The sequence below is a fragment of the Streptomyces sp. NPDC002104 genome, from assembly GCF_053593795.1.
In genome coordinates this window covers 16,812-31,311 of sequence record NZ_JBSFDF010000039.1, presented here as the reverse complement: position 1 = coordinate 31,311, position 14,500 = coordinate 16,812, and the positions used below count along the sequence as shown (strand labels likewise).

Here is a 14,500-nt window from a genome sequence, read left to right as displayed (position 1 = left end):
CTCACGTTCGTACGTACTATTACCGGCCACGCCAGATCGGCCGCCGAGCCTGTACGGGGGAAGCACATGCGTCACTTCGGGCATATTTCGCCCACCGTCCGCAAGGACCTCTTCCACCAGGAGCCGGCAGAGTTCACCGCCGCCTCCCCCGCCGCCACGCTCGCCGCCGCCCTGGGAGCCACGCTCTACAGCCCGGCCACCCGGCCCCAGCTCGCCCGTGACATCCGCAAGCAGGCCGGCCTCGGAGTCGTCTCCATGGTCCTCTGCCTGGAGGATTCCATCAGCGACGCGGACGTCGTCGGCGGCGAGGAGAACCTCGTCCGGCAGTTCGCCGCCCTCCACGAGGACCCGGCGGAGCTCCCCCTGCTCTTCATCCGCGTCCGCGAACCCGAGCAGATCCCCGACCTCGTGCACCGGCTCGGCGGCTCGGCGGCGCGACTGGCCGGATTCGTGCTTCCCAAGTTCAGCGAGAGCCGGGGGATCGCCTTCCTCGACGCCGTCGCGCAGGCGGAAGCCGCGAGCGGCCTGCCGAGGCTGTACGCGATGCCCGTCCTGGAGACCCCCGAGCTGCTCCACCTGGAAACCCGGGTCGAGGCCCTCGCCGGGATCTCCCGCACGGTCAACAAGTACCGCGAGCGGGTCCTGGCCCTGCGCCTGGGCGTGACCGACTTCTGCTCCGCCTACGGGCTGCGCCGCACCCCCGACATGACCGCCTACGACGTCCAGATCGTCGCCGGGGTGATCGCCGACGTGGTCAACGTGCTCAGCCGCGCCGACGGCACCGGTTTCACCGTCACCGGGCCCGTCTGGGAGTACTTCCGCAGCCAGCAGCGGCTCTTCAAGCCGCAGCTGCGCCGCAGCCCCTTCCTGGAGGAGGGCGTCGAGGAGCTGCGCACCGCGCTGATCGAGCACGACCTGGACGGGCTGCTGCGCGAGATCGAGCTCGACCGGGCCAACGGGCTGCTGGGCAAGACCTGCATCCACCCCGCCCACGTCACCCCGGTCCACGCGCTCTCGGTGGTGTCGCACGAGGAGTTCAGCGATGCTCAAGACATCCTGCGCCCCGAGCGCGGAGGCGGCGGAGTGATGCGTTCCGCCTACACGAACAAGATGAACGAGGTGAAGCCCCACCGGGCCTGGGCGGAGCGCACCATGCTGCGCGCCGAGGTCTTCGGTGTGGCGAAGGAGGAGGTCGGCTTCGTCGATCTCCTCACGGCCGGGCTCCAGGTGTGAGCGGGCCGTTGACTGCGAAGAAGGGCAAGACGATCGAAGCGGTGTGGTCGGGAACGTGGGTCGCGGACCGGCTGGGCGTGAGCCTGGACGACGGGACGGGTGACGGGACCGGCGGGCCGGCGCTCCGGGACCTCCTGGGGCTGGCGCTGCGGCGCAACCCCAAGCGGGCCCACCTGCTCGTGTCCCGGGTGCTGGGCAAGCACGTCCCGCAGTCCCCGGCTGCCGTGTACGCGGCCGGGTACGGGCTCGGTGAGCGGGTCCGTGAGCTGCTGGGCGAGGAGGCGGCGGCCTCGGCGGTGGTCCTGGGCTACGCGGAGACCGCGACCGGGCTCGGCCACTGCGTGGCCGACGGCCTGGGCAGCGCCCCCTACCTGCACTCCACCCGCCGCCCCGTGCCCGGCGTGGAGGCCGCGGGCGGCTTCGAGGAGGCCCACTCGCACGCCACCTCGCACCTGCTGGTGCCGGAGGACCCCAAGCTGCTGGCGGGCCCGGGCCCGCTGGTCCTCGTCGACGACGAGTTCTCCACCGGCAACACCGTCCTGAACACCATCGCCGACCTCCACGCCCGCCACCCGCGCGATCACTACGTGGTCGTCGCCCTGGTCGACATGCGCTCCCCGGCCGACCGCGACCGCCTCGTCGCCTTCGCCCGGGAGCTGGGCGCCCGCGTGGACCTCATGGCCCTGGCCTCGGGCACGGTCTCCCTCCCGGAGGGGGTGCTGGCGAAGGGGCAGGCCCTGGTGGAGCGGTACGAGGCGCAGGCCGCCCCGGCGGGTTCCGCGGCCCGCGGCGGCGCCCCGGCGGACGGCCCGCACCCGTTCACCCGCGTGGAACTGGACTGGCCGGCCGGCATACCCGACGGCGGACGCCACGGCTTCACCCCGGCGCACCGCGCAGCCCTGGAGGCCGCCCTGCCGGCCATGGCGGACCGGATCGAGGCCGCGCTCGGCGCGGCCCCCGCACGGGTCCTCGTACTCGGCACCGAGGAGCTGATGTACGCCCCGCTGCGCCTCGCGCAGGCCCTGGAGGCGTCCGGCGGGGCGACAGCGCCGGCCGAGGTGCGCTTCTCCACCACCACCCGCTCGCCGGTGCTCGCCGTGGACGACCCCGGCTACGCCATCCGCACCCGGCTCGTCTTCCCCGCCCACGACGCCCCGGCCGACGGCCCCGGCGACCGGTACGCGTACAACGTCGCCGCCGGCACCGCGGGCGCCCGCTTCGACGCCGTGGTCGCCGTCGTGGACTCCGCCGGGGACACCGCCGAACTCCGTACCGGTCTGCTCGCGGCCCTCGCGCCGCACACCGGCCGGGTCCTGCTGGCGGTCATCCCTTCGTACGTACCCGACCGGCAGGAGCCGATCATGACCGAGCCCCAGCACGGGCCCCTGGGCGAACCACTGCGCGGGCCCGCCTTCTCCTCCTACGCCGCCGAGGACGTCGGCTGGCTGCTCCAGGACCTCTCCGAGGTCGAGCTGGAGGCCCCGACCGAGGAGCGCGAGGAGGCCATCCAGGCCGGCGGCGCGCACTACGCGGAATCGCTGCCGGTGGAGTTCCAGCCGTCCCCGGAGTACCAGCAGCTCTACCAGAGCGCGCTGACCGCCTCCGCCGCCCGGATGGCCCGCGCCGTCGGCACCGTCACCGAGACGGTCCTCGCGGAGCGCTCGCCCTCTCCCGTCCTGGTCTCCCTGGCCCGCGCCGGCACCCCCGTGGGCGTGCTCATGCGGCGCTGGGCGCAGGCCCGGCACGGCCTGGACCTGCCGCACTACGCCGTCTCCATCGTGCGCGGCCGCGGCATCGACGCCAACGCCCTGCGCTGGCTGGCCGCCCACCACGACCCGGCCGACGTGGTCTTCGTCGACGGCTGGACCGGCAAGGGCGCCATCACCCGCGAACTGCGCGAGGCCCTGGGCGAGTTCGAGGGCTTCAACCCGGAGATCGTGGTCCTCGCCGACCCCGGCTCGTGCGTGGAGACGTACGGCACCCGCGAGGACTTCCTGATCCCCTCCGCCTGCCTGAATTCCACCGTTTCCGGACTGGTCTCGCGTACGGTGCTCAGGTCCGACCTGGTCGGGCCCGCCGATTTCCACGGCGCGAAGTTCTACCGCGAGCTCGCCGGCGCCGATGTCTCCGTCGCGTTCGTCGACACCGTCTCCGCGCACTTCGAGGAGGTGGCCGAGGCCGTGGACGCCGAGGTCAAGGAGCTCCTCGCCGCCGACCGCACGCCGACCTGGGTGGGCTGGCGGGCGGTGGAGCGGATCAGCGAGGAGTACGGGATCCACGACGTGAACCTGGTGAAGCCCGGCGTCGGCGAGACGACACGGGTGCTGCTGCGCCGGGTGCCGTGGAAGATCCTCGCGCAGCGCGGCGCCGGGGCCGACCTGGACCACGTACGCCTCCTCGCGGAGCAGCGGGGGGTGCCGGTGGAAGAGGTCGACGGCCTGCCGTACAGCTGCGTAGGACTCATCCATCCCCGCTTCACGCGCGGCGCCACGGGCGCCGACGGAAAGGCCGTGGCCACCAAGTGACCGTTCTCGTAGCCAGTGACCTCGACCGTACGCTCATCTACTCGGCGGCCGCGCTCGGCCTGACCATGCCCGACCCGGTGGCCCCGCGGCTGCTGTGCGTGGAGGTGCACGAGAGCAAGCCGCTGTCGTACATGACGGAGACGGCGGCGGGGCTGCTGGCGGAACTGTCCGCCGACCCGGACGCGGTGTTCGTGCCGACCACCACCCGGACCCGCAAGCAGTACCAGCGCATCCGTTTCCCCGGCAGGCCGGCGAAGTACGCGATCTGCGCCAACGGCGGCCAGCTGCTGGTGGACGGGGTCCCGGACCGGGACTGGCGCCGCCAGGTCGCGGCGCGGCTCGCCGCGGAGTCCGCGCCGCTGGAGGAGATGAACGCGCACCTGCTGTCCGTCGCCGACCCGGCCTGGCTGCGCAAGGCGCGGGTGGCCGAGGACCTGTTCGCGTACCTCGTCGTGGAGCGGGCGCTGGTCCCCGCCGAGTGGATCAAGGCGCTGACGGAATGGTCCGAGGCGCGCGGCTGGACGGTCTCGCTCCAGGGCCGCAAGATCTACGCCGTCCCGCGGCCGCTGACCAAGAGCGCGGCGATGCACGAGGTGGCCCGGCGCACGGGGGCCACCAGCACGCTGGCCGCGGGCGACTCGCTCCTCGACGCGGACCTGCTGCTCGCGGCGGACACGGCCTGGCGGCCGGGCCACGGGGAGCTGGCCGACGCCGGCTGGACGGCGCCGCACGTGACGGCGCTGGCGCAGGCGGGCGTGCTGGCCGGTGAGGAGATCGTGCGCGCGTTCACCCGCGAAGTCGCGAGACTCGCCGCCCCCGCCGCCTGATCATGGGCACACTGGCCCCATGACCAAGGGCAACAGCACCAAGATCACAGACGAGCTCTACCAGTACGTGCTCGCGCACAACCCCCCGCTGGACGAGGTCCAGCGGGGGCTGGTGGAGACCACCTACGAGGTGTTCCCGGACTCGGCCGGAATGCAGTCGGCTCAGGAACAGGGGCCGCTGCTGGCCTTTCTGGTCCGGCTGACCGGCGCCCGGCACATCGTGGAGATCGGCACCTTCACCGGCTTCTCCTCCCTGTCGATGGCCCAGGCCATGCCCGCGGACGGACGCCTCATCGCGTGCGACGTCTCGGAGGAGTGGACGGCGTACGCGCGCGAGGCCTGGGCGAAGGCCGGGGTCGCGGACCGCATCGACCTGCGGATCGCTCCCGCGATCGAGACGCTGCGCGCGATGCCGGCGGAACCGCACATCGACCTGGCGTACATGGACGCGGACAAGCAGAGCCAGATCGCCTACTGGGAGGAGCTCGTGCCCCGGCTGCGCCCGGGCGGGCTGCTCGTCACGGACAACACGCTGTTCCACGGCTCGGTGCTGGACCCGGCCGCGACCGGTGGAGCGGCGGGGGTCCAGGCCTACAACGAGCACGTCCTGGCGGACCCCCGCATGGAATCGGTGCTGCTCGCGATCTCCGACGGCATCACCCTGTCGCGCAAGCGCTGAGCGCCGAGCGCCGAGCCGGGTCAGCCGCAGCCACCCCCGCCACAGCAGCCTCCGCCGCCGCCCCCCATGGGCGCGGCGGGGGCTGCGCTGGTTCCGCCGACGGCGACGGCGGAGAGCAGCCTGACGGTATCGGCGTGCCCGGCGGGGCAGTCGGCGGGTGCGGAGGACTCAGCCATGGGCCGGCTGACCTCGAAGGTGTCTTCGCAGGTCCGGCAGCGGAATTCATAACGGGGCATGCGGTACAGGCTACGCAGTGCCGGCCGGCCTCCGGAATCCCCGCGCGGGGGATCCGGGCCGGGGGGCGGCTGGGCCCTGCGGGGGCGAGGCCCCCCTGCCCTCCCCCCGGACTCCGTCCGACGAGGCCCCCTTGCCCTCCCCCCCGGACTCCGTCCGGGGATACCCCCGGTCCGCCCGTTCCCCGGGCCCCGGGGGCGAGGTCCCCTGACCTGCCCCCCGGACTCCGTCCGGGGGGACCCCCGGTTCGCCCGTTCCCCGGGCCCCGGGGGCGAGGTCCCCTGACCTGCCCCCCGGACTCCGTCCGGGGGGACCCGCGGTTCGCCCGTTCCCCGGGCTCCGGGGGGCGAGGTCCCTGCCCCCCGGGACTCCGTCCGGGGCCCCGGTTCGCCCGTTCCCCGGGGCTCCGCCCCGGGGCTCCGCGCCGGACCTCCGCGCCGCAAGGGACGGGCGGGCCGGATGTATCCAGCCCGCCCGGCGTCTGAGGGCGCGTGCGCGCAGCGCACGTACGGGTCCGGGCGGAGCCCGGGGAACGGGCGAAGGGCGGGGTGGGGGACGGCCCCGCAGGGCCGGCCCGGAACCGGCGGAGCCGGGCCGCACCCCCGTGTCGGCCCGGCCCCGCCGGGGCTCAGCGGACCACCGTGCCCGCCGGGGCGGACAGGAGGCCGAGTTCGGCCCGGGTCGGCGCACCCTCCCAGCCGCCCCGGGAGGCCACCGCGAAGGCGCCCGTGGTGACCGCACGGTCCAGGCGGGCCCGGGCCGAGGCCCCGTCGAGGAACGCCGAGAGGTATCCCGCCACGAAGACGTCACCCGTGCCGGCCCCGCCGGCCCCGCGGACCGCCCGGGCCGGGGCGTGGACCTCCGAGCCGTCGTCCCCGTAGGCCGTCGCCCCGGCCGCGCCGAGTTTGACCACGACCTCGCCGACCCCGAGGGCGTGGAGTTCCTTCGCCCGGAGGGCCGGGTCGCCGGGGTCGCCCGGGACCCCGGCCGGGAGGCACAGGGGGAGTTCGTCGTCGGAGGCGATCAGGACGTCCACCGAAGGCGCCCACGCGCGCAGCACCTCCGCCGCCTCCTCGGCGGACCACAGCCGGGACCGGAAGCGCACGTCCAGGCAGACCAGCGCCGAGTGCTCGGCGGCGAGCCGCAGCGCGAGCGCGCAGGCCGAGCGGGCCGAGCGGGACAGCGCCGGGGTGATCCCCGTCAGGTGCAGGACCTTCGGCGGGGCCGCGGTGAAGGCCCGCTCCAGGGAACACGCCGTGAGGCGGGAGCCCGCCGAGCCCGCGCGGTAGGAGTGCACCCGCGTGACCTCCGGCGGCCCGGGCTCCGCGAGCATCAGCCCGGTCGGGGCACCGCCGTCGTCGCGGGAGGCTCCGGAGACGTCGACGCCCTCGGCACGCAGGGTCCGTAGGACCAGATCACCGGCTTCGTCCTCGCCGACCGCGCCCGCCCAGCGGACGGCGTGCCCCAGCCGGGCCAGGCCGATCGCGACGTTCGACTCGGCGCCCGCGACGGAGATCTCCATGCTCCCGCCCAGACGCAGCGGGCCGCTTCCGCGCAGGGCGAGCAGCGTCTCCCCGAAGGTGAGGACCTCGGGGGCACAACCGGCTCCGGAGCCGGCGGCGGCGCCGATGGTGCCGGGCCCGGTCACGCGCAGGCCGCCTTGAACTCCGCCGCCCGCCGCCGCAGCGCGAGCAGGTCGCCGCCGTCGGCCGCGTCCCCGACCAGCGGGGCGCCGACGCCGACGGCCACCGCGCCGGAGGACAGGTACTCGGCCGCGTCGGCCGCGTCCACCCCGCCGACCGGCACGAACGGCAGGTCGGGGAAGGGCGCGCGCAGGGCCCGCAGGTACGCCGGTCCGCCGATCGAGCCCGGGAACAGCTTGAGCGCGGCAGCCCCCGCCGCGTCGGCCGCGATGACCTCGGTCGGGGTGATGACCCCGGCCAGTACCGGCAGCCCCTGCCGGACGGACTCGTCCACGCCGGCGCCGAGGCCCGGAGTGACCATCAGGTTGGCCCCGGCCCCGGCGGCCCGCTGGGCGTCCTCGGCGGTGAGGACCGTACCGGCCCCCAGCCACGCCTCGTCACCGAGCTCCTTGCGGGCCCGGCCGATGACGTCCAGCGCGTCGGTCCCGCTGAGGGAGACCTCGATGAGCGGGACGCCCTCCTCGACGAGGGCCATGACGGTGCGGAAGGACGCCTCGGGGTCCCGTCCGCGGACGATGGCGACGAGCCGCTCCTGTCGCAGCGCTGCGCCGAACTCCATGGGAATGCCTGCCTTCTGATGTGGGGGGTGTGCGGATGCCGCCGGGTGGTGGTGGGGGCTCACCACGCGGCGAAGGAACCGTCTTCGGGGGCCGGCAGGGGCAGGATCCTGCGGGCGTTGGCGGGGGAGACCCGGCCGTGGAAGTCGAGCCCGAAGTCCCGGTCGCCGCCGGCGAGCGCGGGCTCGCCCCGGCCGACGGCGCCGTCGTCGGTTTCGACGCGGACGGACGTCCAGCGGGGCGGGGCCAAGAACGTCTCGATGCGGGTGATCTTCACGGCGGACGGTGTCCTCTCCTGGTGGGGGTGGCAGGACGGGGTCTGCGTGTTCCTACGGGTTCTACGGGCTGCGGGCTTACGGGCTGCGGGCTACGTGCTGTACGGGCTACGGGTTCTACGGGTGGTCGCGCTTGGCCATGTCGAGGAGGTCGAGCACGGCCCTGTACGCCCCGTCCGGGTCCCCGGCCCGTACCTGGTCGACCACGGCCCGGTGGATCGCGTGCGGGTGCTCGAAGTCCCCCTCGTGCACCGTGCGGTCGCGTTCCACGAGGGCCGGGACGATCACCCGGTACATCTGGGTGAAGAACAGGTTGTGCGAGGCCGTCAGCAGCGCCAGGTGGAACGAGGCGTCCGCCCGTACGTGCAGCACGGGGTCGCAGTCGCTCGCCGCCATCGCGGCCAGCGCCGCGTCGAGCGCGGCCAGGTCCTGCTCGGTGGCCCGTACGGCGGCCAGCGCGGCGGCGGCCGGCTCGATCGAGCGGCGCAGTTCGAGCAGGTCCGAGAAGAAGCAGTCGGGCGCACCGGCCGCGAGCTTCCAGCGCAGCACGTCGGCGTCGAAGAGGTTCCAGTCGGTGAGCGGGCGCACGAAGGTGCCGCGCTTCTGGCGGGCGTCCAGCAGGCCCTTGGCCATGAGCACCTTGATGGCCTCGCGGAGCACCGTCTGGCTGACGTCGAGCTCCTCCAGCAGGTGGGGGAGGTCCAGCGTGGCGCCCTCGCCGTACGTGCCGTCGAAGATCCGGCGGGCCAGTTCTTCCACCGCCGCCTTGTGGACCCCGCGGCCGGCGTACGCGGCCTCGCTGATGCTGCCGTTCACTCCGATTCCCCTCTCCCTGCCGGGGCTTTGGTCCCTACTTGCTCCCCTGTGTACCCCCTGGCAGGGCAAATATTTGCACAAGTAATCGTTAATTAGCAATTATTGTGACGCAGTACCGGAACGACTGCTTCCGGGTGTTTCGCGCGTTCTCACGCGGGAGCGACGACAAGGGCGGCCCGACCGGAGCCCTGCCCTTCGTCGCCGCCCTCGTAGGTCGTGCTGGGCGGCGGCAGCCGGTCCAGCCGGTCCAGCCGGTCCAGCTGGTCCGACGGCCGCCGCCTCCGCGCTTACGCCGGCCTGCCGACGGGCCCCCCGCCCGCTCCTAGACCTGTACCCACACCCGTACCCATACCCGTACGGGCCCGTGCCCGCTCCTCCCGAGCCGCCTGCTCGGGGTGGCGGGCACGCCAGTACGGGTTGTCGTGCGGCAGGGCGCTGCCCACCCGCCCGTACATCCCGAACCACATCAGCATCACGCCCACCACGAAGCTGAACAGCACATTGGGGATGTGGAAGGCCAGGAAGTTCATCTTCGTATCGAGCAGCGCGAGGTTCACGAACCCGCTCGCGATGAACAGCACGCCCAGCACGATGTTGAGCGTCGAGGCGAAGCTGCCGCCGATGACCATCCCGGCGAACAGCAGCAGCCCGATGCAGATCGACAGCACGCTCAGCGCACCGTTGGTGTTCAGCGCGAGGACGGTGTCCCCGCCGGTGTCGAAGAACCCGATCCGGTCGATGAGCCCCAGGATCCCGAAGACCACCAGCAGCAGTCCGGTCAGGCCGGCGCCGACCCGGTAGACCTGGCTGAGCCGGTGATCGCTGGGCAGGTGCTCGTCGAGGCGCGCGTTGACGGGACGCATCATGCGGTGCAGGATCCCCGGCGTGTTCCGGGGCGGCGCCGTCGTCGGGTACGGCTCGTGGGCCACGAAGGGCGCGTAGTGCTCATGGGGTTCGTGGCAGCCGTAGAGCGCGTGGGGCGCGTACGGCTCCTGCGACGCGGGCGACCCGTCGGGCCGCCGGCCTGCGGGGGAAGCGTGGGCGGCCATGGCGCCCTCCTCTGCTCCGGTCTGGCCCCTCCAGCATCCGCCGATGCCCCCACCCGGACAAGTCCGGGCCCACCGCCGGGCCTGGTCAGCCGTGGCCGCGCTCGGTCCGGATGTCCGTCACGACCCGCTGCACGGAGGACCGTACGGCCTCCATCTCCTGAAGGAACGCCCAGTAGTCGGGATGGCGGTCCTCCAGCGCGGCCAGCGCCCGCGCCACCCGTGCCACCGCGTCGTCCAGCGGGCGCGCGTGCCGCTCCTCGGGGACCGTACGGCCCTCCATCGCCAGGCGCTGCGCGTCCCGCAGCGCGAACCGGGTCCGCTGCACCTCCGCCTGCGGATCCCGCGCCACCGCCTCCAGCCGGGTCAGCCGGTCCTGCGCCGCCGACACCGCCTCGTCGGTGGCGTCCAGCGCGGCCCGCACCGCATCCACCAGGGCCGCTACGACAGCCCACTGCTGCTGGTCGCGCGCCCGGCCGGCCTCCGCGAGCCGTTCCTCCGCCTGCGCCACGTCCCGTACCGCCTGCTCCGGAACGTGCTGGAGGTCCTGCCAGCAGGCCGCGCTGAACCGCCGGCGCAGCTCGCTGAGCACCGGATCCACCCGGTCCGCCCGGTTGCGCAGGGCCTGCGCCCGGGTCCGCAGGCTCACCAGCCGCCGGTCGATCTCCGCGGCCCGCTCCGGGAGGCGCGCCGCCTCGGCCCGTATCGCCTCGGCGTCGCGCAGGATCCGGTCGGCGCGCTGCACGGTCTCCTGCACGCCGTGCTGCGCGGCGCCCTGGTTCAGCTTGGTCAGCTCCGGCCCGAGCGCGGCCAGCCGCGCCGCCAGGTCGTCGGCCCGGATCCCCTTGCCGCGCACCTCGTCCAGCGCCGTGCTCGCCGCGAGCAGCGCGGCCCTGGCCCGCTCCCGCGCGGGCGCGACCCGCGCCAGCTGCGTCTCGGCCCGGTCCAGCAAGGGCTGCAGCCCGACCGCGAACCGGTCGAGCTCACCCTTGACCCGTACCAGCTCCTCCTTGGCCCGCGTCAGCTCCTCCCGGGCCCGCGTCGCGGCGGACGCCTCCAGTTCCACCCGATCGAGATCGTGCGCGTCGACGGCGTCGATGTACACGTGACTCACCTGGTCGATGCGCTGCCCGAGCGCGACGAACCCCTCGCCCACCCTCCGCGCCTCCGGCGAGCCGTCCGCGGCCGCGATCGTCTCGATCGAGATCCGCAGATCCCGCTGCGCGGTGTCCAGCTCGTAGAACGCCGCCGCGGCAGCGTCCTTCGCCGCCTGGGCATCCGCCCGCCGACTCTCGTCCCGCCCGCCGCCGAACCACCGCCGGGGTGCCGTCGTCACAGTCGCCTCTCCCGTACCCGGTCCGTCCGCAATTCCCCTGCCCCGGTCCATTCTCCCCCACGGGAACGGGTTTGCGTGGGGGGTGTGCGCGGCATGTAGGCTGTCCACTCATCCACGGGTGCGTAGCTCAGGGGTAGAGCGCTGCTCTTACAAAGCAGATGTCGGCGGTTCGAAACCGTCCGCGCCCACCAGTGGAAAGACCCCCCGCCGATCACGGCGGGGGGTCTTTTGCATCCGCTCGACGGCCGCGCAGTCGTACTTGAGGTGCGGACCGGTGGCCCCTCCCGCCCGGCGGGTCTTACCGATCTTGGTTGGGGGCTGTTGTGTGCCGTGTGCTTGTCGGTTCTGGGCGTTCGGGGGCGTGTGGGGGTGGTGGGGAAGCGGGATAGTGGGGGTATGTGCCGATCGATCAAGACGTTGCGTCCGCCCGCGATTCCGGAGAAGGCGACCGAGGAGGAGATTCGGGCCGCCGCCCTGCAGTACGTGCGGAAGGTGTCCGGGTTCAGGGCGCCGGCCGCGCACAATCAGGAGGTCTTCGACGCCGCCGTCGATGCGGTCGCCGAGGCGACCAGGGACCTGTTGGGCGGGCTTCAGGTCAGGGGGGCCGGGGCGGCGGCCGTGGCCGGGTGAGGGGCGGGCCGGCGTTCAGGCCGCGGCCGGGACGGCGGTTTCCTCCAGGGGGACCACCGCGACCGGGCAGCCGGTGTGGAGCAGCACCGCGTTGGTGACGGAGCCCAGGCGCGGGGAGAGCGGGCGCTTGCGGTGGCGGCCGATGACCATCAGGTCCGCGGCCTGCGAGGCGGCGACCAGGTGGCCGGCCGCGTCGCCCGGCGCCGCGAGCTGTTCGATCTCCACCTCCGGGAACCGCTCGGCGTACGGGCGCAGGTGTACGGCGGCCAGGGACGAGATCGCGTGGGCGTTCGCGGTCTCCTCGTGCGCGGCCGTGCCGATGGCGCCGGCGGCGGTGAAGGTACGGCCGGGCCAGGCGTGCGCGACGACGACCTGGAGCCGGGCCCCGCGCCGGGCCGCCTCGCGGAAGGCGAAGAAGGTGGTGCTCTCGTCGGGGGCCGCGCTGTTGAGGCCGAGCACGACCTGCCCGTACGGGTCGTGCAGGGGCGGCTCGGCGCGCGGGACGACCACCACGGGGCAGGCGGCCTGGCTGGCGCAGGCGATGCCGTTCGAGCCGAGGAGCAGGCTGGCGAAGCCGCCGCGGCCGCGCGAGCCGAGGACCATCACCTGGGCGTCCTCGCCCAGCTGGGGCAGCACCCGGTCGGGGGCGCCGGGGTACGAGGCGTACTCGATCGGGGGGAGTCCGGCGCGGCCGTCGAGGGCCTCGCGGACCCGGATCAGTACGGGATCGTCGTCGGGGCCGGGCTCCGCGAAACCGCCGGACAGGGCTGCGCCGATGGTGTTCATGTAGAGGCGGGCGTGCACGATGCGCAGCGGGGCGCCGGTCATCAGGGCCTGGGAGACGGCCCATTCCAGGGCCCGGTTGCCGTTCGCGGAACCGTCGACGGCGGCGATCACGGGGCGCGGGCTCTGGTCCATGGCGGGCTCCTTGAGGGGCAGCGGTGCGTGGACTCAGCCTTGCGGGGGCGGGCCCCCGGGCGGGAGTGGGGAAAGTCCCGAATGGGGCGGGACCATCGGCCACTCCCGTGGCCGGCTTGGGAGGCGTGGACCGTGCGGGGGCTTGGGAGGTGCGGTCCGTGCGGTGGCTTGGGAGGCGTGACCGTGCGGTGCCTCAGGAGGTGTGGCCCGTGCGCTGGCTTGGGAGGCCTGGCCCGTGCGGCGGGTCAGGAGGCGTGACCGTGCGGTGCCTCAGGAAGCGTGGCCCGTGCGGCGGCGCAGGATCCAGGCGCCGGCGCCCAGTGCGGCGGCCACGAGGGAGCCGCCGAGGGCGATCTGGCCCGGGCTCATGGAGCCGACGCTGCCGCCGAGTCCGCCGCGGGCGGCGCCCGGGGTGATGTTCAGCGCCACCGTGACGCGTTCGCCGCCGGGGCCGCCGCACTCGAAGGTCACGGGATGCGAGCCGGCGCTGATGTTCCGGGAGGTGGTGGCGGAGCCGAAGAGGTTGGTGGCCTCGGCGTTGCCGGGGGTCAGCCAGACGTCGCCGAAGGCGCGGGAGGTGGCCTTGCCCGTACGGGTGCCGCAGCCGGTGACGTTGAGGCTGACCCGGTCCCCGGGGGCCACGTTGGTCGGGGAGACGCTGCCGGAGGGCTGGGCCTGGGCGAGGGTCGGCGGCGCTGCCGCGGCGAAGGCGACGGTCGCGGCGGCGATGGCCAGCAGGCGGGGGAGGGGGCGGTTGCGGGTCCGGCTGGGGGTGCGGGGGCTGTGGGGGGTGGCGGGCATGGAGAGGACTCCTCGGGCTCCGGGAACAGCGCGGCGCGGATTCGGGTGCGCACCGTTCTCTGGACGCTAGGAGCCCGGTGCGGACGCGGCGATCGCTGCCGGGTGAACGGGTGAGCCCACTGCTCCGCCCGGGGGAGGGAGGCGTGGGGTCGGGTGGCGGAGTCAGGCGGTGGGAGTGGGAGCGGGGGTGGGCCCGGGGCGGCGGACCACGAAGGCTGCCAGGGAGCCGGCGGCCACGAGGGCGAGGAGGGAGACCGCGGTGCCCAGCCAGGTCGTGCCCAGCCATTGGGTGCCGAAATAGCCGAGGGCGATGCTGTAGCCGGCCCAGGCGATGGCGGCCAGGACCGACCAGGGCAGGAACTCCCGGACCGTGCGGTGCGTCTTGCCCGCGCCGAGGGAGACCACCGAGCGGCCGGCCGGGGCGAAGCGGGCGACCACCACCAGGGCGCCGCCGCCGCGCGCCAGGGCGGTGCCGAGGCGCTCGTGGGCCCGGGTGAGCCGGCGGGAACGGGCGATGGCCCGGTCGAGCCGGGCCCCGCCCCGCCGGGCCAGGCGGTACGCGGCCATGTCGCCCAGCACCGAGGCGGTGACGGCCGTCACCAGCAGGGCCAGGATGTCCGGCACCTGGGACGGACCGGGCACGGGTACGGGTACGGGCCCCGCGGCCCCGGCCGCTGCTGCGGCGGCCGCCGCGGTGACCACCAGCACCCCGCTCGGCAGCACCGGAAGGAACACGTCGAGCAGGATGGACACCGCCACGAGGGCGTAGATCCACGGGCTCGCAGTCAGCGAGCCCAGAGTCTCAAGCAAAACGGGACTCCCCAGTCCGGTTGACGTGCCTCGGCGTGAGGCGCCGCGACGTCGCGGGGGAGCGGCAGGGGCGGCTGACAGCGGAACAGCGTACGCCGGGTGTCCACGGG

At 74.4% G+C, this 14,500-nt stretch carries 15 protein-coding genes and 1 tRNA gene; 6 read left to right on the top strand and 10 right to left on the bottom strand.

What is annotated here, in order from left to right; translation table 11 throughout:
- The first annotated feature begins 66 nt into the window (after window positions 1-66).
- From ACWCP2_RS27475 to ACWCP2_RS27460, 4 genes are read left to right on the top strand one after another with little or no spacing between them, the layout of a single operon-like run.
- Window positions 67-1,233: an HpcH/HpaI aldolase/citrate lyase family protein gene (locus ACWCP2_RS27475; RefSeq protein WP_250745557.1), complete on the top strand. Its 1,167-nt coding sequence runs from the start codon at window positions 67-69 to the stop codon at window positions 1,231-1,233.
- Between the two features lie 8 nt (window positions 1,234-1,241).
- The gene (locus ACWCP2_RS27470) at window positions 1,242-3,758 is read left to right on the top strand and encodes a phosphoribosyltransferase (protein ID WP_450911260.1); all 2,517 of its coding nucleotides are present in this window, start codon (window positions 1,242-1,244) and stop codon (window positions 3,756-3,758) included.
- Window positions 3,755-4,585, top strand: coding sequence for an HAD family hydrolase (locus ACWCP2_RS27465; RefSeq protein ID WP_450911259.1), 831 nt, complete (start codon window positions 3,755-3,757; stop codon window positions 4,583-4,585). Before ACWCP2_RS27470 ends, ACWCP2_RS27465 begins: the two co-directional genes overlap by 4 nt.
- 19 nt (window positions 4,586-4,604) lie before the next feature.
- On the top strand, window positions 4,605-5,264 hold the full coding sequence (locus ACWCP2_RS27460; protein ID WP_450911258.1) for an O-methyltransferase: 660 nt from the start codon (window positions 4,605-4,607) through the stop codon (window positions 5,262-5,264).
- Between the two features lie 20 nt (window positions 5,265-5,284).
- On the opposite strand, the gene ACWCP2_RS27455 is transcribed toward ACWCP2_RS27460, so the two are convergent.
- The 7 genes from ACWCP2_RS27455 to ACWCP2_RS27425 all read right to left on the bottom strand — a co-directional run bounded on the left by ACWCP2_RS27455 (window position 5,285) and on the right by ACWCP2_RS27425 (window position 11,231).
- Entirely contained in the window at window positions 5,285-5,500 is a 216-nt protein-coding gene (locus ACWCP2_RS27455; RefSeq protein WP_266909095.1) for an FmdB family zinc ribbon protein, read from the bottom strand.
- Between the two features lie 626 nt (window positions 5,501-6,126).
- Window positions 6,127-7,146 (bottom strand): sugar kinase, encoded by a 1,020-nt coding sequence (locus tag ACWCP2_RS27450; protein ID WP_450911257.1) that lies wholly within the window; start codon window positions 7,144-7,146, stop codon window positions 6,127-6,129.
- Window positions 7,143-7,760, bottom strand: a complete 618-nt coding sequence (locus tag ACWCP2_RS27445; protein ID WP_450911256.1) for a bifunctional 4-hydroxy-2-oxoglutarate aldolase/2-dehydro-3-deoxy-phosphogluconate aldolase — start codon at window positions 7,758-7,760, stop codon at window positions 7,143-7,145. The genes ACWCP2_RS27450 and ACWCP2_RS27445 overlap by 4 nt, the downstream gene beginning before the upstream one ends.
- A 59-nt stretch (window positions 7,761-7,819) precedes the next feature.
- Window positions 7,820-8,035 carry a hypothetical protein gene (locus ACWCP2_RS27440; RefSeq protein ID WP_450911296.1) on the bottom strand — a complete coding sequence of 72 codons (216 nt, stop codon included), beginning with the start codon at window positions 8,033-8,035 and terminating at the stop codon, window positions 7,820-7,822.
- Window positions 8,036-8,150: 115 nt separating this feature from the next.
- Window positions 8,151-8,849 carry a FadR/GntR family transcriptional regulator gene (locus tag ACWCP2_RS27435; protein WP_450911255.1) on the bottom strand — a complete coding sequence of 233 codons (699 nt, stop codon included), beginning with the start codon at window positions 8,847-8,849 and terminating at the stop codon, window positions 8,151-8,153.
- 287 nt (window positions 8,850-9,136) lie between these two features.
- Window positions 9,137-9,715: a DUF4383 domain-containing protein gene (locus ACWCP2_RS27430; RefSeq protein ID WP_450911290.1), complete on the bottom strand. Its 579-nt coding sequence runs from the start codon at window positions 9,713-9,715 to the stop codon at window positions 9,137-9,139.
- 268 nt (window positions 9,716-9,983) lie between these two features.
- A complete protein-coding gene (locus tag ACWCP2_RS27425) occupies window positions 9,984-11,231 on the bottom strand; it encodes a hypothetical protein (protein WP_450911254.1) in 1,248 nt (415 codons plus the stop codon).
- 116 nt (window positions 11,232-11,347) lie between these two features.
- Here ACWCP2_RS27425 and ACWCP2_RS27420 point away from each other — a divergent pair.
- Window positions 11,348-11,422: transfer RNA gene (locus ACWCP2_RS27420), tRNA-Val, on the top strand.
- Between the two features lie 205 nt (window positions 11,423-11,627).
- Window positions 11,628-11,861: a DUF2277 domain-containing protein gene (locus ACWCP2_RS27415; RefSeq protein WP_450911253.1), complete on the top strand. Its 234-nt coding sequence runs from the start codon at window positions 11,628-11,630 to the stop codon at window positions 11,859-11,861.
- Window positions 11,862-11,876: 15 nt separating this feature from the next.
- On the opposite strand, the gene ACWCP2_RS27410 is transcribed toward ACWCP2_RS27415, so the two are convergent.
- From ACWCP2_RS27410 to ACWCP2_RS27400, 3 genes are all read right to left on the bottom strand, one after another.
- The gene (locus tag ACWCP2_RS27410) at window positions 11,877-12,779 is read right to left on the bottom strand and encodes a universal stress protein (protein WP_450911252.1); all 903 of its coding nucleotides are present in this window, start codon (window positions 12,777-12,779) and stop codon (window positions 11,877-11,879) included.
- Window positions 12,780-13,049: 270 nt separating this feature from the next.
- A complete protein-coding gene (locus ACWCP2_RS27405; protein WP_450911251.1) occupies window positions 13,050-13,580 on the bottom strand; it encodes a hypothetical protein in 531 nt (176 codons plus the stop codon).
- Between the two features lie 162 nt (window positions 13,581-13,742).
- Window positions 13,743-14,390, bottom strand: a complete 648-nt coding sequence (locus ACWCP2_RS27400) for a DedA family protein (protein WP_450911250.1) — start codon at window positions 14,388-14,390, stop codon at window positions 13,743-13,745.
- Window positions 14,391-14,500: the final 110 nt, after the last annotated feature.

What these genes read in the sequence shown, in the direction of transcription:
- ACWCP2_RS27475 (WP_250745557.1), top strand. Translation starts at nt 67, where the DNA reads ATGCGTCACTTCGGGCATATTTCGCCCACCGTCCGCAAGGACCTCTTC.
- ACWCP2_RS27460 (WP_450911258.1), top strand. Translation starts at nt 4,605, where the DNA reads ATGACCAAGGGCAACAGCACCAAGATCACAGACGAGCTCTACCAGTAC.
- ACWCP2_RS27455 (WP_266909095.1), bottom strand. Translation starts at nt 5,500, where the DNA reads ATGCCCCGTTATGAATTCCGCTGCCGGACCTGCGAAGACACCTTCGAG.
- ACWCP2_RS27445 (WP_450911256.1), bottom strand. Translation starts at nt 7,760, where the DNA reads ATGGAGTTCGGCGCAGCGCTGCGACAGGAGCGGCTCGTCGCCATCGTC.
- ACWCP2_RS27430 (WP_450911290.1), bottom strand. Translation starts at nt 9,715, where the DNA reads ATGATGCGTCCCGTCAACGCGCGCCTCGACGAGCACCTGCCCAGCGAT.
- ACWCP2_RS27415 (WP_450911253.1), top strand. Translation starts at nt 11,628, where the DNA reads ATGTGCCGATCGATCAAGACGTTGCGTCCGCCCGCGATTCCGGAGAAG.
- ACWCP2_RS27410 (WP_450911252.1), bottom strand. Translation starts at nt 12,779, where the DNA reads ATGGACCAGAGCCCGCGCCCCGTGATCGCCGCCGTCGACGGTTCCGCG.
- ACWCP2_RS27405 (WP_450911251.1), bottom strand. Translation starts at nt 13,580, where the DNA reads ATGCCCGCCACCCCCCACAGCCCCCGCACCCCCAGCCGGACCCGCAAC.